This is a genomic window from Arthrobacter sp. AG258, from assembly GCF_004364695.1.
GTDB lineage: Bacteria > Actinomycetota > Actinomycetes > Actinomycetales > Micrococcaceae > Arthrobacter.
Genome location: NZ_SOBI01000003.1, coordinates 134153 through 155870, shown reverse-complemented (window position 1 = coordinate 155870; position 21718 = coordinate 134153). Strand labels below are relative to the sequence as shown.

Annotated in this window: 18 protein-coding genes; 9 read left to right on the top strand and 9 right to left on the bottom strand. The window is 68.1% G+C overall.

Features of this window, described 5'->3' with window-relative positions; genetic code table 11:
- Window positions 1–18: 18 nt before the first annotated feature.
- Genes DFO47_RS07070 through DFO47_RS07060 form a run of 3 tightly spaced genes read right to left on the bottom strand, consistent with a single transcriptional unit; the run spans window position 19 to window position 3068 of the window.
- Window positions 19–1557 (bottom strand): tripartite tricarboxylate transporter permease, encoded by a 1539-nt coding sequence (locus tag DFO47_RS07070; RefSeq protein ID WP_109045826.1) that lies wholly within the window; start codon window positions 1555–1557, stop codon window positions 19–21.
- Window positions 1558–2061: a tripartite tricarboxylate transporter TctB family protein gene (locus DFO47_RS07065; RefSeq protein WP_133831157.1), complete on the bottom strand. Its 504-nt coding sequence runs from the start codon at window positions 2059–2061 to the stop codon at window positions 1558–1560.
- Window positions 2058–3068, bottom strand: a complete 1011-nt coding sequence (locus tag DFO47_RS07060) for a tripartite tricarboxylate transporter substrate-binding protein (RefSeq protein WP_018763072.1) — start codon at window positions 3066–3068, stop codon at window positions 2058–2060. Before DFO47_RS07060 ends, DFO47_RS07065 begins: the two co-directional genes overlap by 4 nt.
- A gap of 241 nt (window positions 3069–3309) precedes the next feature.
- Here DFO47_RS07060 and DFO47_RS07055 point away from each other — a divergent pair, with 241 nt between their 5' ends.
- Both DFO47_RS07055 and DFO47_RS07050 read left to right on the top strand, forming a co-directional pair.
- The gene (locus DFO47_RS07055; RefSeq protein ID WP_018763074.1) at window positions 3310–4890 is read left to right on the top strand and encodes a sensor histidine kinase; all 1581 of its coding nucleotides are present in this window, start codon (window positions 3310–3312) and stop codon (window positions 4888–4890) included.
- Window positions 4887–5552 (top strand): response regulator, encoded by a 666-nt coding sequence (locus DFO47_RS07050; protein ID WP_018763075.1) that lies wholly within the window; start codon window positions 4887–4889, stop codon window positions 5550–5552. Before DFO47_RS07055 ends, DFO47_RS07050 begins: the two co-directional genes overlap by 4 nt.
- Window positions 5553–5588: 36 nt before the next feature.
- Here DFO47_RS07050 and hutG read toward each other — a convergent pair whose 3' ends face one another.
- Window positions 5589–6578: a formimidoylglutamase gene (gene hutG / locus DFO47_RS07045; RefSeq protein ID WP_133831156.1), complete on the bottom strand. Its 990-nt coding sequence runs from the start codon at window positions 6576–6578 to the stop codon at window positions 5589–5591.
- Between the two features lie 175 nt (window positions 6579–6753).
- Here hutG and DFO47_RS07040 point away from each other — a divergent pair, with 175 nt between their 5' ends.
- Entirely contained in the window at window positions 6754–8058 is a 1305-nt protein-coding gene (locus tag DFO47_RS07040; RefSeq protein ID WP_018763077.1) for a cation:proton antiporter, read from the top strand.
- A gap of 65 nt (window positions 8059–8123) precedes the next feature.
- Here DFO47_RS07040 and DFO47_RS07035 read toward each other — a convergent pair whose 3' ends face one another.
- On the bottom strand, window positions 8124–9563 hold the full coding sequence (locus DFO47_RS07035) for a solute carrier family 23 protein (RefSeq protein ID WP_018763078.1): 1440 nt from the start codon (window positions 9561–9563) through the stop codon (window positions 8124–8126).
- A gap of 107 nt (window positions 9564–9670) precedes the next feature.
- Here DFO47_RS07035 and DFO47_RS07030 point away from each other — a divergent pair, with 107 nt between their 5' ends.
- Window positions 9671–10363 carry a copper resistance CopC family protein gene (locus tag DFO47_RS07030; RefSeq protein ID WP_133831155.1) on the top strand — a complete coding sequence of 231 codons (693 nt, stop codon included), beginning with the start codon at window positions 9671–9673 and terminating at the stop codon, window positions 10361–10363.
- 52 nt (window positions 10364–10415) lie between these two features.
- Here the strand turns inward: DFO47_RS07030 and DFO47_RS07025 are convergent, their stop codons facing one another.
- Window positions 10416–11054 carry an NAD(P)-binding protein gene (locus DFO47_RS07025; protein WP_133831439.1) on the bottom strand — a complete coding sequence of 213 codons (639 nt, stop codon included), beginning with the start codon at window positions 11052–11054 and terminating at the stop codon, window positions 10416–10418.
- Window positions 11055–11480: 426 nt separating this feature from the next.
- Between DFO47_RS07025 and DFO47_RS07020 the strand changes: the two genes are divergently transcribed.
- The 5 genes from DFO47_RS07020 (at window position 11481) to DFO47_RS07000 (ending at window position 18542) form a co-directional block, all read left to right on the top strand.
- Entirely contained in the window at window positions 11481–12521 is a 1041-nt protein-coding gene (locus tag DFO47_RS07020; RefSeq protein ID WP_026264955.1) for a universal stress protein, read from the top strand.
- Between the two features lie 33 nt (window positions 12522–12554).
- Entirely contained in the window at window positions 12555–15410 is a 2856-nt protein-coding gene (locus DFO47_RS07015) for a PEP/pyruvate-binding domain-containing protein (RefSeq protein ID WP_133831154.1), read from the top strand.
- A 105-nt stretch (window positions 15411–15515) separates the two neighbouring features.
- The gene (locus tag DFO47_RS07010) at window positions 15516–16631 is read left to right on the top strand and encodes a hypothetical protein (protein ID WP_133831438.1); all 1116 of its coding nucleotides are present in this window, start codon (window positions 15516–15518) and stop codon (window positions 16629–16631) included.
- On the top strand, window positions 16628–17638 hold the full coding sequence (locus tag DFO47_RS07005; protein WP_018763084.1) for an ATP-binding cassette domain-containing protein: 1011 nt from the start codon (window positions 16628–16630) through the stop codon (window positions 17636–17638). Before DFO47_RS07010 ends, DFO47_RS07005 begins: the two co-directional genes overlap by 4 nt.
- The gene (locus tag DFO47_RS07000) at window positions 17628–18542 is read left to right on the top strand and encodes an ABC transporter permease (protein WP_208294377.1); all 915 of its coding nucleotides are present in this window, start codon (window positions 17628–17630) and stop codon (window positions 18540–18542) included. The genes DFO47_RS07005 and DFO47_RS07000 overlap by 11 nt, the downstream gene beginning before the upstream one ends.
- A gap of 25 nt (window positions 18543–18567) precedes the next feature.
- Here DFO47_RS07000 and DFO47_RS06995 read toward each other — a convergent pair whose 3' ends face one another.
- From DFO47_RS06995 to DFO47_RS06985, 3 genes are all read right to left on the bottom strand, one after another.
- Window positions 18568–19995, bottom strand: a complete 1428-nt coding sequence (locus DFO47_RS06995) for a C40 family peptidase (RefSeq protein ID WP_166651682.1) — start codon at window positions 19993–19995, stop codon at window positions 18568–18570.
- Window positions 19996–20203: 208 nt separating this feature from the next.
- Window positions 20204–20662: a metallopeptidase family protein gene (locus tag DFO47_RS06990; RefSeq protein ID WP_109045835.1), complete on the bottom strand. Its 459-nt coding sequence runs from the start codon at window positions 20660–20662 to the stop codon at window positions 20204–20206.
- A gap of 9 nt (window positions 20663–20671) precedes the next feature.
- The gene (locus tag DFO47_RS06985; protein ID WP_109045836.1) at window positions 20672–21652 is read right to left on the bottom strand and encodes a DMT family transporter; all 981 of its coding nucleotides are present in this window, start codon (window positions 21650–21652) and stop codon (window positions 20672–20674) included.
- Window positions 21653–21718: the final 66 nt, after the last annotated feature.

Below are 21718 nucleotides of genomic sequence, written 5' to 3'. Positions count from 1 at the left end.
CGTGGGTGGGGGAGCTGTTCAGTCACTGTAGTCCGCTGCGCCCGAATTGGCTGGAACCAGGGGCTTGTGCGCCGGACGATTCCGGCGGAACAGCTTGTAGGCAAACGGCCAGAGCAGGATGATGCCGATAATCACGTAGATGCCGACCGCGATCGGCTCGCTGAGGAGACCCGCGGGGTCGCCCGCACTCAGCTGCAGGGTCTTGCGGAGCTGCCCTTCAATGCGAGGGCCCAGGATCACGCCAAGGATCAGCGGCAGGACGGGAAGCCCGAAGCGCCGCATCATGAAGCCGAGTGCGCCCAGGACCAGCAGGATCACCAGGTCGAACGCCTGCAGGTTCACCGAGTAAGCGCCCAGCGTGGCGAAGAACAGAATGCCGGCATACAGGTAGGGGCGGGGCAGCTGCAGGAGTTTCGCCCACATCGGTGCCAGCGGCAGGTTGATCAGCAGGAGCAGCAGGTTGCCAATGAAGAGGCTGGCGATCAGCGCCCACACAAGGGGCCCTTGGCTTTCGAAGAGCTGCGGGCCCGGCTGGATGCCATAGGACGTGAAGGCGGCGAGCATGACGGCAGCGGTGGCGTTGGTGGGCAGGCCCAGGGCCAGCATGGGGGTCAGGGTGCCGGCGGCCGCCGCGTTGTTGGCTGCCTCCGGGCCGGCAACGCCCTCGATAGCACCCTTGCCGAACTCTTCGGGGTGTTTACTGAGGCGCTTTTCGGTGACGTAGGAGAGGAAGGTCGGGATCTCGGCGCCGCCTGCCGGCAGCGCGCCGAACGGGAAGCCAAAGGCAGTCCCGCGCAGCCAGGGCTTCCATGAGCGCTTCCAGTCGGACTTGCCCATCCAGGGCTGGCCCACGGGAATGGCATGCAGGGGGGTGCGGCGCAGGTGCGCGGCCACCCAGAGGGCCTCTCCCACGGCGAAGATGGCCACGGCCACCACCACGATGTCCAGGCCGTCGGCCAGGAGCGGCTGGCCGAATGTGAGTCGCCGCTGGCCGGTCACGGAGTCCATGCCCACCAGGCCAATGGCCAGGCCGAGGCCCAGGGAAGCAAAACCGCGCAGGCGGGACGAACCGAGTACGGCCGTGACCGCCAACAGCGCCAAGACCATGATGGCGAAGTAGCTGGGTGCACCAAGGCTTACGGCGAACTTCACCACGATCGGCGCGCAGACGGCCAGCAGCGCCGTGCCGATGGTGCCGGCGACGAACGAGCCGATGGCCGCCGTCGCAAGCGCCTGCGCCGCCCTGCCCGCCTTGGCCATCTTGTTGCCCTCGATGGCGGTGACCACGGAGGACGATTCGCCGGGGGTGTTGAGGAGGATCGAGGTGGTGGAACCGCCGTACATGCCGCCGTAGTAGATGCCGGCGAACATGATGAAGGCGCTGGTGGGTTCCAGGGCGTACGTGACGGGAAGCAGCAGGGCAACGGTCATGGCCGGGCCCAGGCCGGGGAGGACACCGACGGCGGTGCCCAGGACGACGCCGATGACGGCGTACAGGAAATTCATGGGGGTCAGGGCGGTGGCGAAGCCGTCCATCAGGGAGGACCAGACGTCCATTTAGAGGATTCCTTCCAGGAGGCCGGCCGGCAGCGCGATGCCCAGGCCGAGGTAGAAGCCGTAGAAGGTCAACAGGGACAGGGCCACGGAGATCAGGCCGTCCCGGACGTAGCGGCGGCTGCCGAGGGCCAGCACGCTGCCCCAGAACAGGACCGTTCCGGAGATCACCCAGCCGGCCCAGTCGATCAGCAGGATGTTCAGGATGAAGGCGCCGGCCAGCGGCAGGACGGTCTTCCAGTCGGCGGGGTGCGTGAGGTCGACATCCTCGCCGCCCTCAGCCTCGCCCTTGCCGCCGCGCAGGACGTTGACGGCCAGCAGCACGGCGCAGACCACCAGCATTCCGGCCACGATGAACGGAACGGTCTTGGGGCCTACCGGGTCGGACTTCGAATATGGGGTGACCAGGCCGTTGGCATCCAGGAAGACCAGGACGCCGGCCGCCCCGAGCAGGAGTGCAACTCCCAGCTCGGAGCGGCCTTTGAGGCCTGTGATCAGGGAGGTCACGCCAACCCAAGCTTGGTGAGGACGTCCGCCACCCGCTTGTCCTGCTCGGTGAGGAAGGTCTTGAACTGGTCACCGGTGATGAAGGCATCGGTCCAGCTGTGGGTCTTCAGCGCTTCCTTCCAACCGGCCGTGCCGTGCATCTTTTCGAGGGCTGCGATCAGCGATGCCTTGTCCTTGTCGCTGATGCCCGGAGGGGCCACCACGCCGCGCCAGTTGGTGAACACCAGGTCGATGTTGGATTCCTTGAGCGTGGGTGAGTCCACGCCGTCCAGGCGCTTCTCGCCGCTGGTGGCCAGGACCCGGACCTCGCCGGATTCGATCTGCTTGAGGTACTCGCCGGCACCGGAGGCGGCGAAGCCGAGCTTGTTGCCGAGGATTGCGGGCAGGAGGTCGCCGCCGCCGTCGTAGGCAACGTAGTTGACCTTGGTGGCGTCGATGCCCACGGCCCCTGCCAGCTGCATGGGCAGCAGGTGGTCGGGGCCGCCGGGCGAGGAGCCGCCGCCCACGGCGATGGAGCCGGGATCGGCTTTCCAGGCCTTCACCAGGTCATCGATGGTCTTGTACGGGGAGTCCTTGCTGACCATGATGGCGCCGGGCTCTTCGATCAGCCGGGCCAGCGGGGTGGTGTCGGTCAGCTTGGACTCTGACTTGTTGGTGTAGCTGGCGCCCACCACACCCAGGCCCATGAGCATGGCAAGATCGCCGTTGCCCTTCTCGTTGACCACGCGGGCCAGGCCCACCGTGCCGCCGGCCCCGGCGAGGTTGAAGACTTCGGTGTTGGTGGAGATCTTCTCGTCGTCGAGGACCTTCGCGGCGGCGCGGGCGGTGGTGTCGTAACCGCCGCCGGGGGTGTTGGGGACCATGATCTGCAGGCCGGTGATGGGTCCGGCGGCGGCGCCGGAGCTTTCCGAACCGGTGGAGCTCTTGCTGGTGGCACCGCAACCGGTGGCCATCAGGGCGATGCCGGCGGCAACGGCGGCAATTCGCAATGCGCGGATCTGGCGCATGTGTTCCTCTTCTCTCGAACAAATCTTGATCGGCGCCGGCTGCGTTGCAGTTCCGGTGCCTTGTGGTTCCGATGCTAGGGGCGGTCGTGACGCGGATCACTCTTGTGTACGCAGAGAAAGTTGTGTTCATTGCGTTCACGTTTCCAAACCCCCACGACGGCCCGGCCGCGGGCTTTGGGATATAGTTCCCGGGTATCGCCCCCGGAACACCAGGAAGACCATTGTGACTCGACGACGAGGAATGTCCCTTGCGGGGCAGTACCTTCTGCTGCAGTTGCTCATTGTCCTGGCGGTGCTGGTGGGCGTGGTGGCCATTTCCCTGGCCCAGTCCGCGGCGGCCTTCGAACGGACCGAGGGCAGGCGTGCCCTGTCGGCAGCGGAAGCGCTCGGCGGCAACCCGGTGGTGCGTGAGCTGCTTCCGGACACAGAGCCGCGTGGCGGTGCCGTGCTTCCCGCTGTGGCGGAGTCCGTGCGCATTGTCTCGGGCTCATCCCGGGTGGCGCTGGCGAAACTGGACCGTACCGTGGTGGCATCCTCGGATCCCAGCCTGCTGGGCCGGCCGCTGGAGCTCGGCGCGAGCCGGGTGATGGAAGGCCGGGCCTGGACCGGAGTGGTGGGCGGCACGCCCGCACCGCTCCTGTCCGCCCATGTGCCGGTCCTGGACGATTCCGGCCGCATGATCGGGATCGCCTCCATCAGCCGCAACTATCCCACCGTCCTGGAACGGCTGGGCGACGCCGTCCCCAATCTCCTTACCTACCTTGGGGTTGCCAGTGTCCTGGGCATCGCCGGGTCCCTCCTGCTTTCGCGCAGGGTCAAGCGGCAGACCCTCGGCATGGAACCCAGCGAAATCACCAGCCTGGTGGAAAACCGGGAAGCCATGCTGCACGGCCTCAAGGAGGGCGTGGTGGCTCTCGACCTGCACGAACGGATCACGGTGGCCAACCACAGTGCACGGGCGCTGCTGGGCCTCCCTCCGGATTGCGTGGGCAAGCGGGTGTCCGGCCTGGCTGTCGAGCCGGCCCTCAAGCAAGTCCTCACCCAGGACCAGCCCGGACCGGACCAGCTGGTGCTCGTCGGGGACCGCCTGGTGGTGATGAACCGGGTGCCCATCCGGTCCCGCGGCAAGGTGATCGGATCGGTGGCCACGCTCCGCGACCGGACGGAACTCTCTGAACTTGAGCAGGAGCTGGGCGCCACCCGCACCGCCACGGACACCCTTCGGGCCCAGGCCCATGAGTTCGCCAACCAGCTCCATGTCATTTCCGGCCTGATCCAGATCGGCGAGTACGAGTCCGTGGTCCAGTTCGTCAACGGCGCCACGGTGGACCGGACCCGGCTCAACGACGAGGTGACCGGCCGGATCGCCGATCCCGCGCTCGCCGCCCTGCTGATCGCCAAATCCAGCCTGGCCGCCGAGCGTGGCGTGGCACTGCAGCTGGACCCGGGTTCAGGGCTGGACAAGGTGGATGACGCGCTGTCCCGGGACCTCACCACGGTGGTGGGGAACCTCGTCGACAACGCGTTCGACGCCGTCACCGGGCTTCCACAGGCAGCCGTCACGGTGCTGGTGGAAGGCAGAGCCGGGGAGGACGTGGTGGTCACAGTCCGGGATAACGGGCCCGGCGTCCCGGGCGGCTCGGCCGACCACATTTTCCGCCAGGGCTTCACCACCAAAGAACCAGGACCGGCGGGCAGCCGCGGCTTTGGCCTGGCGATGTCCCGGGTTGTCTGCCGCCGCGGCGGCGGGGACCTGACGGTGGCCAATGACCACGGGGCGGTCTTTAGGGCCGTGCTGAAACGAGGGAGTACCCAGGCATGATCAAAGTCCTGATCGTCGACGACGACTTCATGGTGGCCAAAGTGCATGCCGGATTCATCCAGCGCACGCCCGGCTTCACCGTGGTGGGGGCGGCCCACACCGGGGCACAGGCAGTTGCCGAGACCCAACGGCTCCGGCCCGACCTGGTGTTGCTGGACATCCACCTGCCCGACGTCAACGGCCTGGACCTCATGCACCGGCTGCGCAGCGTGGCCCCCGAACTGGACGTCCTCGTGATCAGTGCCGCCCGCGAGGTCGAAACGGTACGGAAGGCGCTCCGGGGCGGCATCGTGCATTACCTGATCAAGCCGTTTTCCCAGTCGGACCTGCAGGAGCGGCTGGAACATTACCGCAGCGCGTACCAGGGCCTGGATGCCGCCAAGGACGTGGCCGAGCAATCGGACGTCAACCGGGTATTCGGCCTGGACCGCGGCGAACGGCCGCTGCCCAAGGGGTGCAGCATCGAGACCCTGAAACTGGTGGAGGCCGCCCTCAACGCTGCCGCCGGCGACGTGTCCGCCGCGGAGGTTGCCCAGGAGCTCGGAACGTCCCGCGTCAGCGCCCGCCGCTACCTGGAATACCTCCATGACGCAGGCGCCCTGGACGTACGGCTCAAGTACGGCGTGGGGCGGCCGGAACGGCGTTATGTCTTGAAGGCGTGACCCGGCCTGACCCGGCCGGCCGGCCGCCAAGGACTGTCAGCGCAGCAGCGTGTCAACCAATCGGGCGGCCGTTCGCGCGGTCCGTCCGTCAATGTCGAATGCGGGGTTCAGTTCCGCCACGTCCAGGTGCAGCAGCTTCCCGCTCGCGGCCACCTGCCGGCACACGGCCGTGATCACGGGAAGTGGCACGCCGTAGGCTGCGGGGGCGCTGACGCCCGGGGCCACCGAGGCGGGAAGTACGTCCAGGTCGATCGTCAGGTACAGGATGTCGGTTTCCGCCAGGAAGTCCGCCACGAACGCCTGGACGCGTTCTGCCTCGCAGTCTTCGTCCAGCAGGTAACGGACGCCGAGTTTTCCCGCGGTGTCGAACAGGGCCCGGGTGTTGTTTGGCTCCGAAATGCCGACGACGGCGTAACGGAAGTCGCGTCCGGCGTCCGTTTCCGCACGGGCCATTTGCAGGAACGGCGTACCCGAACTTGGAACCGCTGCGTCGCGGAGGTCGAAGTGGGCGTCGAGGTTCAGCACGCCCAGCCGCTGCCCGCTCCGGACCGCGGCCGACGCACTGACGCCAAGGTAGCTGGCGTAGGCGGTTTCGTGGCCGCCGCCCAGGACGACAGTCTGGTGGCCGGCGTCGAGCAGGGCTGCCAGGGCATGGCCCAGCCGTTCCTGGCCGGCCTCAAGCCGGTCTCCGGACACCACCACGTCACCGCAATCGGAAACGGTGCGGTCCAGATGGAAGGCCAGGGGTCCGAGCGCCGTCCGCAGCGCTGCGGGGGCGGCGGCAGCCCCGGTCCGGCCCTTGTTTCGGCGTACTCCCTCGTCGCTGGCGAAACCCAGCAAGGCCACCGGCTTCCGGCCCGAGGCCACTGGGTGCCCGGCACCCTGGCCGCCCTCCGCGTCCGACGGACCGGGCTCAAGCACCTGGTTCACTGCCTGCCACCAGCGGCGGTGGGCCGGGCCGTCGCCGTCGTACCTCCCTGTCCAGGGCTGCGGCGGGACGTCGACGGCTGGGGACTGGAAAGGCATGCATCAAGCTCACCGTACGCCGGGCAGAAAAACCAGCAACGCCGCCGTCGTCCTGTCCGGGATCCAAGAACCAACCCCGCGGGGTGGGGCAGGGGTAGGGTGGGATCGGTCGGCCAGATCCAAGCGTGACGTGCCTGTGCCGGAACCACGCATCTTTCCAAGCCGGAGGCCGCCCATGTTCGACGCCGCTAACATCATCTTTGCGGCCGCCGGCGCGGCCGTCTTCGTCGCCGCCGTCTTGCCAAAACTGCTGCGCAACATGCCCTTGTCCATGCCCATGGTCTTCCTCGGTGCAGGCATGGGGGCCTTTGCGCTGATTCCCTCGCTCCCGGATCCCAACCCGGTGGAGCACAGTGGTTTCGTGATGCACCTGGCGGAAATCTGCGTCATCATTTCGCTGATGGGCGCCGGGCTTGCCTTGGACCGGCCGGTAGGGCGCAAGCGGTGGTCCACCACCTGGCGGCTGCTGGGCATCGCCATGCCGCTGTGCATCGCCGCCCTGACGCTGCTGGGCATGTGGTTCCTGGGCCTGGGCCTTGGCGCGGCACTGCTGGTGGCCGCCAGCCTGGCCCCCACGGATCCGGTCCTTGCCTCGGAAGTGCAGGTGGGCGAACCGGCGGACGAGGAAGAAGGTGTCGAAAAGGAAGATGAGGTGCGTTTTGGCCTTACCTCGGAGGCCGGCCTCAACGACGGGCTGGCCTTCCCGTTCGTCTACCTGGCCATCGCCATCAGCGTGGCAGGCGCCTCGCCGTCGGCCTGGTTTCCCGAATGGTTCGGGGTGGACGTGCTGTGGCGGCTGGCGTTGGGCCTGCTGGTGGGTTTCCTCACCGGAAAACTCCTGGCGAAGCTGTTCTTTTCAGCGCGCCGCGACAGCCTGCGGCTTTCCAACCACTCGGAGGGCTTCGTGGCGCTGGCAGCCACCTTCCTGGCGTACGGGCTGACGCAGTTGGCGGAGGGCTACGGGTTCATCGCGGTCTTCGTGTGTGCCGTGACCATCCGCGCGGCCGAGCGCAGCCATGGCTACCACCGGGTGCTGCACTCATACGTGGAGCAGCTCGAACGGCTCCTGACCGTGGTGATCCTGGTCCTGCTCGGCGGCGCCATAGCCCGTGGACTCCTCGCCGGCATCGGGCCGGCGGAGGTGCTGGTCGCTTTGGCGTTCCTGCTGGTGGTCAGGCCCGTGGCGGGTTGGCTGGGGCTGTTGGGCGGCAAGACCGGGCCGCGCGAACGGGTGGCGCTGTCCTTCTTCGGCATCCGCGGTATCGGGTCGCTGTACTACTTGGCCTTTGCCCTGGGGGAGGACCATTTCGCGGACCAGGCGCACTGGCTCTGGTCGTTTGTGGGGCTGGTGGTGGCGTTGTCCATTGTGATCCATGGGGCCACCACCTCGCCGCTGATGAACCGGCTGGACCGGCTGCGCGAGAAACGGGCGCTGGCCGTCTCCGGGGACGAAGGACTCGCGCCCAACACGCCGGTATAGCCGGCCGTAAAGACAAAGGGCTGGTACGGCAGGCGCCGCACCAGCCCTTCCCGTCCAGCGGGTGGCTACATGCTGAGGGCGGCCTCGATCGGGCCGATGGCGAAGAACAGCAGGAATGCCGCGGCCACGGCCCACATCAGCGGGTGGATGTCCTTGACCTTGCCCTGGACCGTGCGGATCAGGACGTAGGCGATAAAGCCGGCGCCCAGGCCGTTGGCGATCGAGTAGGTGAACGGCATGAGGGTGAAGGTCAGGAACGCCGGGATGGCAATGCCCCAGTCCTGCCAGTCAATCTTGCCCACCTGGGACACCATCATGAAGCCCACCACCACCAGGGCCGGGGCTACGGCCTCGAACGGGACCAGGTTGATCAGCGGGGTGAAGAACATGGCCACCAGGAACAGCAGTCCGGTGACGATCGAGGCGATGCCGGTCCGGGCGCCTTCGCCAATGCCGGCACCGGCTTCGACGTAGATCTGGTTGGAGGAGACGGACGCGCCGCCGCCGATGATGGCACCGAGGGCGTCCACCTGGAGCACGCGGTCCACGTCGGGAATGTTGCCGTGTTCGTCGACCGTGCCGGCTTCGTTGGCCAGGCCCACCATGGTGCCCATGGCGTCGAAGAAGATGCTGAGCAGGATCACGAAGGCCAGCAGGGTGGCGGCCACGAAGCCGAGGTCGGAGAAGGCGCCGAACGGGTTGGCCTTGCCGATCAGGGAGAGGTCCGGGGCGGCCCAGCCGCTGAATGTGGGGGCCACCAGGGACCAGCCCTGCGGGTTGGAGGTCTTGCCGTCAAAGCTGGGGCCGATGTGGAGGGTCATCTCAAGGATGACGGACAGTACGGTCGAGGTGATGATGCCGATCAGGATGGCGCCCTTGACCTTCCGGACCACCAAGGCGATGGTGAGGATCAGGCCGAAGACGAACACGGCGGTGGGCCAGCCCAGCAGTTTGCCGTCGAAGCCCAGGCCCACGGGCACGGTGGTTCCTGCCACGTCCGGGATTCGCCGCACGAACCCGGCGTTGACCAGGCCGATCAGGGCGATAAACAGGCCGATGCCCACCACGATTGCTGTCTTGAGCCCCTCGGGCACGGCCTTGAAGACGGCGGTCCGGAAACCGGTGAGGACCAGGATCAGCATGGTGATGCCGGAAAGGACCACCAGGCCCATCATGTCCGGCCAGGTGAGGCCCGGGTTCCTGGCGACCGTCACGGCCACGAAGGCGTTGACGCCCAGGCCGGTGGCCAGTGCGAAGGGGTGCCGTCCCCATGCGCCCATGAGGATGGTCAGCACCCCGGCCACGAGCGCGGTTACCGCGGCAACGGCGGTGAAACCGAGCGTTGCGCCGGTGGAGTCGGGACCGGACAGGATCAGGGGGTTCAGCACCACGATGTAGCTCATGGCGAAGAAGGTGGCGAACCCGCCGCGGATCTCGCGGGAAAAGTTGGAGCCTCGCTCCGTGACCATGAAGTACCGGTCCAGGGCAGAGCCTTGCTTAAGCATTAGTCCTCCGGGGGAATGTGTGGGGATACCTGCATCCTAAGGGTGCTGCACGGTGGGGGCGGCCAAATTCGCCTAGTCTGTAAGGAAGCCAACATGAGGAGCAGCCCATGCGCCCGGTCCGCCGGCAGTTGCCGAGCGTGATGCTCGGTTTGTTCGTCCTTGCAGTCGCCACCCTTGGCCTGGTGGGGCCGGCCTGTGCGCATGATGCCGCCGAATCCACCAGCCCGGCACAGGGAGCGTCGGTGGCGGCCCCGCCCGAAGAAGTGTCGGTGACCTTCAGCAACCCGCCGCTGGGTATTGGCTCCTCGTTCTCGGTCAAGGACGCGTCCGGGACGGAGTGGGCTGACGGTTCCGTCCGCATCGTTGACAACGTTGCCACCCAAAAGCTTCGTTCGGGCGGCCCGGCGGGGGCGTATAAGGTGGCGTGGCGCGTGGTCAGCTCAGATTCACACCCGATCGAGGGGACGTTCACGTTTACCGCGGCGGGAGCCGCCCCAGCCGGCGCTGCGGCCTCAGTCGCTGCCCCGTCGGGAAGTTCGACGGCGGCCGGCGCCGTCCCCGGCATGGGCACGGCGAGGCCGGGGGTGACGGAGGAACCGTCAGCACCTGCCGGCGCAACCGAGCCCTTCCAGTGGAGCATCGTGCTGTTTGCGGCGGTGGCCGTTGGACTGCTCGCCGCCTTGGGCGTCCTGGCCCGCCGCCGGCTTTCCGGTGACGGGGACACGCTTGACGACGGGCACCAGCCCGACGAGGAGGACCGGCCCGACGACGGGGACACAGTTGGAGAGGGCCGGCGGTAGCGGCCGCTTGGCCGAACAGGCGGATCAAGGCCGGCGGTCAAGAGGATTGCCGTCAGCAGGTCAGCGCCGCAAAGCTGCCCGTTGCGGGGAAGGCGCCGGCCGATGGCTGGACGTTGCCAAGGTTGACCTTGGCGGAGATCGCCTGGCCTACGGTCTTGGCCTGGCGCAGCACCTCCTTGGGTGACGGCGTGATCAGTTCACCCACCCCCACCAGGTAGATGCCGATCGCCCGCATGGCTGCTGCCACGTTCTTGCCTACGGCAATGCCGAAGTCGCTGAGCATGCGCCGCAGTTGGCTGTGGGCGCAGCGCGTCAGGACAATGTGGTCTGCCACCAGGATGCCCGTGGGCGTGTGGACCTGCCACTGGGGGGCTGCGGTGTCCTCGGGCCCCTCAAGCATGGTCAGCTGCACAGCCCGGGTGGTATTCCGTACGTCGACGCTGTGGCTCGCGGCGTAGTTGCGCAGGTGCCGCAGGATCTCGTTCCGCTCCCTCAGGGTGTCACTGTCAGCGGCGTCGCAGCGCTGCAGCGACGACGTGTTCGCCGGCTGCGCCGCGCCCAGGATATCCAGGCCGTCCACCACGATGGACTCCACTCCGTGCCGCCGCAGTTCAGCGGCCACGGCCAGCCCGGACAGGCCGGTGCCAATGATCACAGTGGTGGTCTGTTCGGTCCCGGCATTCCCAGGCATGCTTGACACTACAGTTTCCCTCCTTCGAAGCTTCGGCAGGTTGCCGGCGACCTCGCCGGCTCGCGTCCCGATGCCCCCAAGCACGGTCGCAGCGCATGGCCGGGCCGCCCCCACAGGAAGTTGCAGCTGGCGTCCCGGACCAACAATGTCCTGAAGACTACAGAACAATTGCGGCCGTGAATAGCCCATGGGAGAAAACATTCGCGCGGTGGTGAAGGCGCTTTCCGGGAGCGCCGGGAAAGCCTGTGGATAACCCTCGTTCGCGCCCCTGAACAGGCTTGCTAAGCCGCGGGGGACGGAGAATAGTGGGAAATGGAAGCGGCCTGTTCCCTGCCGTTGCAGCAGCGGGACGGGGTGCACGGACCCGGGGCCGTTTTCTGGCAGAATAGCCGCAACATCAGGCAGTATCGCGAGGAGGCGGCCCCCATGGGCTCACAAGAGTTGCATCCGGACCCCGCTCGGGACGGCGGTGGTTCTCCGGCCGCTCCCGAAGGCATCGTGGTGGGGGTCGATGGCTCCGAGCACGGCCAGTGCGCCCTGGTGTGGGCCGCGCGGGAGGCCCAGCGCCGTCGTCGTCCCCTTCATATCGTCACCGCCTACTCGGTGCCGATCTTCGCCGCGTCCGGCCTGGACGGCGGCTACGCCACCGTGGACGACTCGGTCATCCGGGAGGGGGCCGAGGCCATCGCCAAACAGGCCCTCGAGAAGGTTTCAACGTACGACGTCGAGGCCAGCTCCTCGGTGGAGAACGGTGACGCCGCCGGTGTGCTGCTGGAGATCTCCGAAACCGCCGAGCTCCTGGTGGTGGGAACCCGCGGCCGCGGCGGCTTCGTGGGCCGGCTCCTGGGTTCGGTCAGCAGCGCGCTGCCCGCCCACGCGAAATGCCCCACGGTGACCGTGCCGCTGTTCTGCTCGGAGCGGCTCGGTGAGACCACCGAAGACCGGCGCATCAAGGCAGAGCAGGCCAAATCCGGCCACCGGCCGGTGGAGAACGTGGTGGTGGTCGGCGTCGACGGTTCCGAGCAGGCCAGGGTGGCCGTGCTGGAAGCAGCTGACCAGGCCGAACGGCTCGGCGCCGCGCTCCGTGTGGTCTGTGCCGTGCCGCAGTACAGCGGTTCCTTGGCGTGGGTTCCCGCCCCGATGGACCGGAAGGCCTTGTTTGAGGACATCCGCGTCACCCTGGACGCGGGCATGGCCTGGCTTCGCAGCCACTATCCCCACTTGCGGGCCGATTACGAGCTCAAGGACGGTTCGCCTGTCGACGTCCTCGTGGAGGAGAGCAGGCACGTGGAACTGGTGGTGGTGGGCACCCGCGGCCGCGGTGGCTTCACCGGCATGCTCCTCGGCTCAACATCGGACGGCGTACTCCATCATGCCAGGGGACCGGTCATGGTGGTGCCGGACCGGGAAGACCCGCGCCTGGCAGACCGGGCACGGTTCGGGCCCATCCTGGGCGACGCAGCGTAGGCACACCAGGTCCGCCGGCAGGCCAGCCACGCCATGGGGCAGCAGGGGATACCGTCATCGGGCACCAGCGCAGGCGCCGGTCCCGTCCTGCCGCTGGAGGCCCTCGACGCCGGAATGCTGGCCCTCGTGGGCGGCAAGGCGGCGAACCTCGGCGAGTTGATGTCCGCCGGGCTGCCCGTCCCGGAAGGTTTCTGCCTGACAACAGAGGCATATTGGCAGGTGGTCGGCACCCCTGAGCCCGTCCTTCCCGGACTTGCCGATGCCTTTGCGGCCCTGCAGGGAGCAGCACGGGCCACAAGCCATGATTTTGCCGCCAGCGGGTCAATCGACCTGGCCGGACCGGCCGGAACCGCGCGTGCCGCAATCCTGGCGGCGCCGCTTCCGGCAGCAGTATCCGACGCCGTCCGGCAGGCGTACGCCGCGATGGGACCGGACGTTCCGGTGGCGGTACGGTCCTCCGCTACCGCCGAGGACCTGCCGTTTGCGAGTTTCGCCGGCCAGCAGGACACCTACCTCAACGTCATCGGAGGGGACGCGGTCCTTGAGGCAGTGCGCAATTGCTGGGCATCGCTCTGGACCGACCGTGCAACTGCCTACCGGGCAAGCCTGGGCATCGACCCTGCCGGAGTGGCCATCGCCGTAGTGGTGCAGCGGATGGTGGATGCAGACACGGCGGGAGTCATGTTCACGGCGAACCCACTCACCGGGCGGCGCCGGCAGCTCGTCATCGATGCCGGCCGGGGCCTCGGCGAAGCAGTGGTCTCCGGCGCGGTCAACCCGGACCACTTTGTGGTGGATGGCCTGACCGGCAGGGCAGTGGAGCAGCGGCTTGGCGGGGAAGGCGTCGAGGTCAGGTCCCTTCCCGGCGGCGGCACGGAGACGAGGAAGTTGCCGGGCAGCACCGGAACGCCCTGCCTGACGGAACCCCAGCTGGCCGCCCTGGCGAGGCTTGGGCTGCAGGCCGAAGACCACTTCGGCGCCCCGCAGGACACCGAGTGGGCCATCGACAACGCCGGGGCCTTGTGGCTGACCCAATCCCGGCCCATCACCACCCTCTACCCGGTCCCGGAAAGCAACGGGGCCGCCCACGTCCGCCACGGCGGGCCCGGCGCCGGCGGCACCAGGGCGTACCTGTGCTTCAGCCTGGCGCAGGGACTCACCCGGCCGCTTACCCCCATGGGGCTGGCCGCCTTGCGCCTTGTCGCCTCGTCCGTGGCCACGGCCGCACGGTTCCCTGTTCCCGAACCCCGGCGGGGGCCGTCCCCGTACGCCGAGGCAGGGCAGCGGATATACATCGACTTCACCACGCCCCTTCGCAGCGCCGTGGGCCGCCGCATCGTTCCCCGGGTCTTTGACGTCATGGAGGCACGGACCGCAGCGGTCATGCGTCACCTGTTCGAGGACCCTGCCTTTTCGGTGACCGGCAGGACGCCCCTCGGGCTCCTCCGGCACGCAGGCCCGGCAGCAGTGCACGCCAAGGTTCCGCAGGCAGTACTTCGGGCCCTGCTCCGGCCCGGGGCGGCGCTCCGCCGGCTGGACCGCTTTACCCGGGACTTCGAGGGATCCTTGGCCCCCACCGATGGTCCCGGGGCCCTGGCCAGGCTGGACCATGTCGAGGCCCTCCTGGGAGCCCGCCTTTTTCCGATTGTTCCGGCCATACTTCCCCTCCCCTTGGTGGGCTTTGCGATGCTGGGCCTCGCCGGAAAGCTCCTTGGCGACGACGCGTGGGACGAACTCCAGCCCGTGATCCGGGGCCTGCCGAACAACGTCACCACCGAGATGGACCTTGATTTGTGGCGCCTCGCCTCGGCCATCAAGGATGATGGCGAATCGGCAGCCGCCCTGATGGGATCGGATCCAGCGGCGCTGGCGGAAGACTTCAGGGCCGGGCGGCTGCCCGCGCGCCTGGACGCCGGGCTGGGGCGGTTCCTGGAGCGGTACGGGCACCGGGCGGTGGCTGAGATCGACATCGGGCTGCCGCGGTGGTCGGAAGAGCCCGCACATATCCTGGGCATCCTGGCCAATTACCTCCGGTTGGAAGATCCCGCCCTAGCGCCGGACCGGCAGTTCAGCACAGCAGCCGAGGACGCTGAAGCCCAGGTCGAGCGGCTCGTAGCCCGCGCAGCCGGGCGCGGCAGGACCAGGGGAGTGTTGGTGCGGGCCGCCCTGCGCAGGGCACGGCTCTTCGCCGGCCTGCGTGAACTGCCCAAGTACCAGCTTGTGCTTGGCCTTGGAGAAGTCCGCAGGCAACTGCTCCTGGTGGGCGCCGAACTCGCGGAGGCAGGAGCCCTCGACCGCCCGGACGACGTCTTCTTCCTGGACTTCGCCGAGGTGCGGCAGGCCCTTTCCGGTGTAACAGCGGACCCGGGAGCAACGTTGCCGGACGTCCGGCAGCTTGTCGCCGGCCGGCGGGCGGACTACCGCCGGGAGCTTGATCGCCGGCATATACCCCGGGTGCTCCTCTCGGACGGCACCGAACCCGAAGCGGTCCGTACCGCCACCGGCATGGCGGACGGAACGCTGGCTGGAAGTCCTGCCTCGGCAGGGACGGTGACGGCAGCGGCACGGGTGGTCCTGGACCCCGTCGGCGCCCGCCTCGAACCGGGCGAGATCCTGGTTGCCCCGTCAACTGACCCCGGGTGGACGCCGTTGTTCCTTACTGCCGGAGGGCTCGTGATGGAAATGGGCGGCGCCAACTCCCACGGCGCTGTGGTGGCCAGGGAATACGGGATCCCCGCGGTCGTCGGGGTGGCGGATGCCACCAGGCTGATAACCACCGGCCAAAGAGTAACGGTCGACGGCGGTCAGGGAACCGTCGTGCCCGAACGTCCTGCCGGTACCGAAGTTTTAGGGACCCATGCCGGCACGGACCCGGCCGCGCGGGCGTAACCTTGATCTATGGGTTCCAACACGCTGGATTCCAGCGGAGAGTTGCAGCAGAGCAGCACATTGCAACAGCGCAGCACATTGCGCCGACGGACATGGCTTCGATGGATGCCGGCCGCCGCAGCCCCGGTGGTGATCGCTGTGGGCGCGCTCACCGGGTCCCTGCCCGCCAGCGCCGGAGACCCGCTGCCCGCGAAAACCCCCGCACAAGTCCTGGAACTGGTGGGCACCCATCAGGTGCACTCTTTCTCGGGAACCTTGGAGCAGGTGTCGGAGTTGGGCCTGCCCGAGCTTCCGGCCGCCGGCAAGACCTCCGCCCCTGCATCAGCCGGGAGCGCAGCCGCCGTGATCGAGCTCCTGTCCGGCCGGCACAGCGCCCGCATCTACGTTGACGGCAAGGACAACGCCCGCGTGCAGGTCGTGGACCAGTTGGCAGAACGGGACGTGGTCCGGCACGGCAATGATGTCTGGTTCTACTCGTCGAAGGACAACACCGCTGAGCACCTGACGCTGCCCGCAAAAACCCAGGATTTGATGCCCTCGAGGGACATGCAGGGCACACCCGGCGTCCCCGCGCCGGGCGACCTGGCACAGCAGCTCCTGTCCAAGGTCGATCCCACCACCGCCGTCACCGTGGGACCGGACGTCGTTGTTGCCGGCCGCAGCGCTTACAACCTGGTGATTGAGCCCCGCACCGATGCAACGCTGGTGGGCAAGGTGGCCATCGCGGTCGATGGCCAAACGGGCATGCCGCTGTCCGTCCAGGTGACCGCACGCGGAGCCGACAAACCGGCATTTCGTTCCGGTTTCACCGCCTTTTCCCTGGACACGCCGGATCAGTCCCTGTTCAGCTTCACGCCACCGCCGGGCAGCACGGTGAAGGACGTTCCGGTTCCGGACAAGTCCCATGAGCCGGCAGATGCTCCACATCCGGGGCCCATGGCCAACCCGGACCAGCTGCTTCCCCAGCTCGAAGCGAAGGCGCACCTCTCCGTGGCCGGAACCGGCTGGGAAACGGTAGTGGGCACGGCAGCGGGCGCTTCCGGTTCAGCTGCAGCGTCCCTGCTGGCCGATCCGCTGCTGGCACAGGCCGCAGTCCCCGTCCCGGGCGGCCGGCTTCTCTCCACAGCCCTGGTGAACGTACTGGTCACTGACGACGGCCGGATGTTCGCTGGCATGGTGCCGCCGGAGGCACTGCAGGCCGCAGCGGCAGCGGCTCGGTGAGTACGGGCCTGGCGGGCGCTGGTCCGGCGGCTGCCGGGCTTGCGATCGAGACCCATGGCCTGAGTAAGCGGTTCGGCCAGCAGACCGCCGTCGATGCTGTGGACCTCGCCGTCCCGCACGGGGCGGTGTTCGGTTTCCTTGGGCCCAACGGGTCCGGCAAGACCACCACCATCCGCATGCTGCTTGGCCTGGCGGCCGCGTCCGCCGGAACCGTGAACCTGCTCGGCAGGCAGATGCCGGATGAGTTCCACGACGTGCTTCCGCGGGTCGGTGCCTTGGTGGAAGGACCGGCGTTCTATCCCTTTCTCTCCGGGGCCGCCAACCTCCACCGGCTTGATGCCGCCGGCCGGCACACCGTGCCGGCCACCCGCAAGGCCAGGGTGGAACGGGCCCTGGAGCGCGTGGGATTGGAACACGCGGCCCGGAAGCGGGTCCACGCGTACTCACTGGGGATGAAGCAGCGGCTGGGCATTGCCAACGCGCTGCTGTCTCCCCGGGACCTGCTGGTGCTGGATGAGCCCACCAATGGATTGGATCCTCAAGGTACGCGTGAGGTGCGCAACCTGGTCCGGTCCCTGGCCCACGAGGGCACCACCGTGTTCGTCTCCAGCCACCTGCTGGCCGAGGTGGACCAGATGTGTACCCACGCCGCAGTAATGAGCGCCGGCAAGCTCGTGGCGCAAGGGCCGCTGGCTGAACTCCGGCAAGCCGGCAGCACCCGCCTCCGGCTGGTCACCCCGGACGGCGGCGCGGCGCGGCGGGTCCTCGCGCGGCTGGGGCTGCCACCCGCACCTGTGGACGGGGAATCCGGCAAGCCGTCGCCGGACGGCGAGACCATCGTGGCGGCCTTGGTTACCTCAGTGCAGCCACCCGCCCCGCTCCCGGAAGAAGTCGTTGCGCACCTGGTCCAGGCCGGGGTGCGTGTCCGGGGCTTCGCCGTCGAACGCGAAAGCCTCGAAGACCGCTTCGTTGCCCTTACCGGGGAAGGATTCGACGTTGCCCAGTAGCGTGCCTGCCGACATCCCACAGCCTGCGGGAACCGCCCGGGCCGCGACCCCGCAGAGCACGTCCAGGCGGTCCGGTTCCAGGACGCCGGGTTCCGGGTTTTCCTTGCTGGCCTCTGAACTGAGGGTCCTGTTCACCCGGCGGCGCACCTGGGCGCTGTTGCTGGCCCTGGCCGCCATTCCGGTGCTCATCGCCGTCGCGGTCAAGGTCTCGTCCGCCGTCCCGCCCGGTCGCGGCCCTGCCTTCCTGGACCGGATTACCCAAAACGGACTGTTCGTGGCCTTCACCGCCATGCTGGTGTCCGTCCCGCTGTTCATGCCGCTCGCCGTGGGCGTGGTGGCCGGCGACACCATCGCCGGGGAAGCGAGCCTGGGAACCCTCCGCTATTTGCTGGTGGCCCCGGCGGGCAGGGTGCGGCTGCTCCTGGTCAAATATGCGGGCGCCGTGGCCTTCTGCATCGTGGCACCGTTGACCATCGGCCTGGTGGGGGCGGCCATCGGCGCGGCGCTCTTTCCAGTAGGGCCGGTGACCCTGCTGTCCGGCGGGGTCATCCAGCCTGCTGAGGCCGCCGTGCGGATAGTGCTCATCGCCGCCTACATTGCCGTATCCCTGGCGGGCCTCTCAGCGATTGGGCTGTTCCTGTCAACCATGACCGTGGTCCCCGTCGGTGCGATGGCGGCCACCGTGGTGGTCTCGGTTGTTTCCGAGGTCCTGGACCAGCTTCCCCAGCTGGAATGGCTGCATCCATGGTTGTTCAGCCATTACTGGCTTGGTTTCGGTGACATGTTGCGCCAGCCGGTGCTGTGGGACTCGTTCGCCGCTAATGGACTGCTCCAAGCAGGCTATGTGGCGGTGTTCGGGGCGCTGGCGTATGGCCGTTTCGTCACCAAGGACGTCTTGAGCTGACTGGTGGGCGGCCCCGAAGTGCGGCTCAGTAGCGGGCGGCGTAAGGGTAGAGGTCCATCCCCACCATGGAACTGATGCTGGACACGGTGATCCCTTCCTGCGGATTCAGCGCCTGCACCACCTGGCCGTTTCCGAGGTAGATGGCCACGTGGTAGAAGTTCGGAGCCGAGCCCCACACCAGGAGATCGCCGCGGCGCGCCTGGGAGATCGGGACGTGGACAGGGGCGGCAGCGTACTGCTGGGACGCGGTGCGCGGGAGGTACTTTCCAGCGGCGGCGAACGCGTTCTGCACCAGGCCGGAGCAGTCAAAGCCGTACACGCCGGTACCGCCCCACTGGTAGTAGTACGGCGCGCCAACCTTCCCCAAAGCGACGGAGATCGCCGTCTCGTAGGTCCCAGCGCCGGTTGACGGGGGCGCGGGAGCGGGCGCCGGCGCGGGGTTGGCAGGAGCAGGGGCCGGGGCAGGAGCCGCGGGAGCGGGTGCGGCGGGTGCCGGAGCTGCAGGCGGCTGGGCTGGAACCGGGGCCGGGGCCGCCGGTGCCGGAGCGGCGGGAGCAGGTGCCGTGTCCCGGGCCGGGGCGTTCTGCGCCGCGGCTTGGTCCTGTGTCGCTTGGTCCTGGGCTGCCTTGTCCTGTGCCGCTTTGTCGGCAGCGGCAGACAAAGCCGCAAGCCGCGCTTCTTCACGCTGCTTGTCCAGGGCATCAACCCGGGCCGATTCCAGCGCAACGGTAGTGTTCCGGAGCTGCGCCAGCTGGTCCACCAGGATGGTCCGCTGCGCCTTCGCGTCGGACACGGCCTTGGCCTGCGCGGCGTTGGCCTCTTCGGCCTGGGACTTCCGCTGCTCGGCGGTTTTCGCAGCATCGTCAGCGGCCTTGGTGGCATCGTCGGCGGATGCCGTCAGGGAGCGGTACGCGGTGGCCGCGGCATCCGCAGCTTCAAAAGCGCGGCTCCGGCTGGCGGACAGGGCTTCAAGCGTGGCGGCCTGCTGCAGGCTGTCCCCACCGCTGGCCAGGGTTCCGAGCGTGGGGTTCAATCCGCCGTTGCGGTAAAGGTCTCCGGCGAGTTGCCCCACCTGTTTCCGGGATTTGTCCAGCTGCCCCTTCGCGGACGAGGCACGGGCGGAGGCCGCGGACGCAGCCTGGGTCCGTTGCTGCAGCTCAACCAGCGCTTCGCTGTAGGAGTTGTTTGCCTGCATCGCCACGGCGAAGGCCGCCTGCTGGGCCGTGGATGCGTCGGCGAGGATGCGTTCGATCGCGGTGACCTGGTCCGCCGTCGCGGTTTCGCTGGCTTTTGCCGCGGCAATATCTTCCGGGGACGGGATGTCCGGCGATGCCGGAACGGACAGCGGCGCGGAAGGCGCCGGTACGGCTGCTGCGGGTGTGGCAACGGAGGCAAAGAGTACGACGGCGGCGCACAGCACGGCCGTTGTACGGCCGGATCCGGGTAAAGCCATGTGCAGAGACCTCGCAACAATTGGGCTGGGAGTGAGGTTCTGGATGCGGCACGACGGTGCCCCTCAGCTGCTCGCCAGCAGTCCGAGGTTACGTGACTCGATGCACATTGGCAACAGCAGTCACAGCAATAACATAAACCACAAGAATGTCATTCGTGGTGCTGGCCGATAGGGCGTGTCGCGGAATCGGTCGCAGGCCGGAGCCTGCTCAGCCCCAACCCAGCTCGTGCAGCCGGGCATCGGAGATGCCGAAGTGATGGGCGATTTCATGGACGACGGTCACGGCCACTTCGTGGATCACATCATCCCGGGAGCCGCAGATCTCCAGGATGGGTTCGCGGAAGATGGTGATGCGGTCCGGCAGGGAACCGGCATCCCACCACGAGTCGCGTTCCGTCAGCGGCACCCCTTCATAGAGGCCCAGCAGGACGGCGTCCGGATCTTCTCCGGGGCCGGGAACATAATCGTCTTCGATGAAGACGGCCACGTTGTCCATGGCGCGGGCCAGGCGGTCGGGAATACTGTCCAGGGCATCCTGGACGGCGGTCTCGAACTCGTCCGGGGACATGGCGAATCCGGAGGGCGCGCCCGCAACCGGTTCGTTAGGGGCTGCTCCGTCCGGACTCGAGGGGACAATCGGCAGGCCCGGTGGCAGGCTGGCTGGCATAGTTCGACTCTAGCCCCGATGCGGGCGGCGCCGCCCGCCGGGCGCCCGGGTCCTGCGCCGGGTCAGGCCGACGCCCACGAGGCACACCAAGCCACCTGCCAGTCCCCAGGCGGCAGGAATCTCGCCCAGCAACAGCCAGGAGATAAGGACGGTGGTTCCTGGTACCAGGTACGTGGTGGCGGCCAGCTTGCCGGCATCCACCAAAGACAACGCGTAGGCCCATGTGGTGAAGGCGATAGCGGTGGGGAAGACCCCCAGGTACACCAGCCCCCAGGTGGCCTGCGGCGGAGCTGCCTGTACTTCGGCCGCGAGCTGCCCGGCGAAGGGCAGGCAGCACAGGGCACCCACCACGATTCCGAACCAGGTGGCCTGGGCCGCGGGAAACTTCCGCACCACCGGCTTCTGGATGATGACGCTGACTGCGGCGAGCACCGCGGCAAGGAGGCACAGCGCCACGCCGGCGAGGTCCGCCGTCGTACTCCCGCCCGGGGTGCGCGGCTGCCCGGAACCGATGGCAATCATCGCGACACCGGCAAAGGCCACCGTACTGCCGATCAGCAGCCAGCGTGGAAAACCTTCCTTGAGGAAGATGCCGGCCATGATTGCCACCAGGATGGGATTGACGTTGATCAGCAGGGCGCTGGTGCCTGCGTCCAGGATGTGCTCGGCAGCGTTCAGCGCCACGTTGTAGCCACCGAACCACATCACTCCGTAGGCAAGGATGGGCAGCCACTCCCGCCCCCGGGGCACCACGCGGCTCCTGAGGAGTTGCGGCAGCACCAGGATGGCCAGGACGACGGCGGCAACCGCCAGCCTGCCCAACGTCAGGGAGCCGGGGGAGAAATGCGGGCCGATCGCGCGGATTCCCACGAATGCCGAAGCCCACAGCAGCACGGTGACCGCCATGGCCGCCACGCCGAGGGCCCTCACCGGGACAGCTGCGGGAGCTGGGGGAGTGAGTGCTTGAGGTCCGGGGCTGGATGAGGGCATGAACCAAATGTAGCGGCGGCGGAGGCGCCCGGCTGGCGGGAATCGGACAACGAGGTACGGCGGTTG

Excerpts from the sequence above, each read along its gene's own strand:
- DFO47_RS07070 (WP_109045826.1), bottom strand. The coding sequence starts at position 1,557 with ATGGACGTCTGGTCCTCCCTGATGGACGGCTTCGCCACCGCCCTGACC.
- DFO47_RS07060 (WP_018763072.1), bottom strand. The coding sequence starts at position 3,068 with ATGCGCCAGATCCGCGCATTGCGAATTGCCGCCGTTGCCGCCGGCATC.
- DFO47_RS07055 (WP_018763074.1), top strand. The coding sequence starts at position 3,310 with ATGTCCCTTGCGGGGCAGTACCTTCTGCTGCAGTTGCTCATTGTCCTG.
- DFO47_RS07050 (WP_018763075.1), top strand. The coding sequence starts at position 4,887 with ATGATCAAAGTCCTGATCGTCGACGACGACTTCATGGTGGCCAAAGTG.
- hutG (WP_133831156.1), bottom strand. The coding sequence starts at position 6,578 with ATGCCTTTCCAGTCCCCAGCCGTCGACGTCCCGCCGCAGCCCTGGACA.
- DFO47_RS07040 (WP_018763077.1), top strand. The coding sequence starts at position 6,754 with ATGTTCGACGCCGCTAACATCATCTTTGCGGCCGCCGGCGCGGCCGTC.
- DFO47_RS07035 (WP_018763078.1), bottom strand. The coding sequence starts at position 9,563 with ATGCTTAAGCAAGGCTCTGCCCTGGACCGGTACTTCATGGTCACGGAG.
- DFO47_RS07030 (WP_133831155.1), top strand. The coding sequence starts at position 9,671 with ATGCGCCCGGTCCGCCGGCAGTTGCCGAGCGTGATGCTCGGTTTGTTC.
- DFO47_RS07025 (WP_133831439.1), bottom strand. The coding sequence starts at position 11,054 with ATGCCTGGGAATGCCGGGACCGAACAGACCACCACTGTGATCATTGGC.
- DFO47_RS07020 (WP_026264955.1), top strand. The coding sequence starts at position 11,481 with ATGGGCTCACAAGAGTTGCATCCGGACCCCGCTCGGGACGGCGGTGGT.
- DFO47_RS07015 (WP_133831154.1), top strand. The coding sequence starts at position 12,555 with ATGGGGCAGCAGGGGATACCGTCATCGGGCACCAGCGCAGGCGCCGGT.
- DFO47_RS07010 (WP_133831438.1), top strand. The coding sequence starts at position 15,516 with ATGCCGGCCGCCGCAGCCCCGGTGGTGATCGCTGTGGGCGCGCTCACC.
- DFO47_RS06995 (WP_166651682.1), bottom strand. The coding sequence starts at position 19,995 with ATGGCTTTACCCGGATCCGGCCGTACAACGGCCGTGCTGTGCGCCGCC.
- DFO47_RS06990 (WP_109045835.1), bottom strand. The coding sequence starts at position 20,662 with ATGCCAGCCAGCCTGCCACCGGGCCTGCCGATTGTCCCCTCGAGTCCG.
- DFO47_RS06985 (WP_109045836.1), bottom strand. The coding sequence starts at position 21,652 with ATGCCCTCATCCAGCCCCGGACCTCAAGCACTCACTCCCCCAGCTCCC.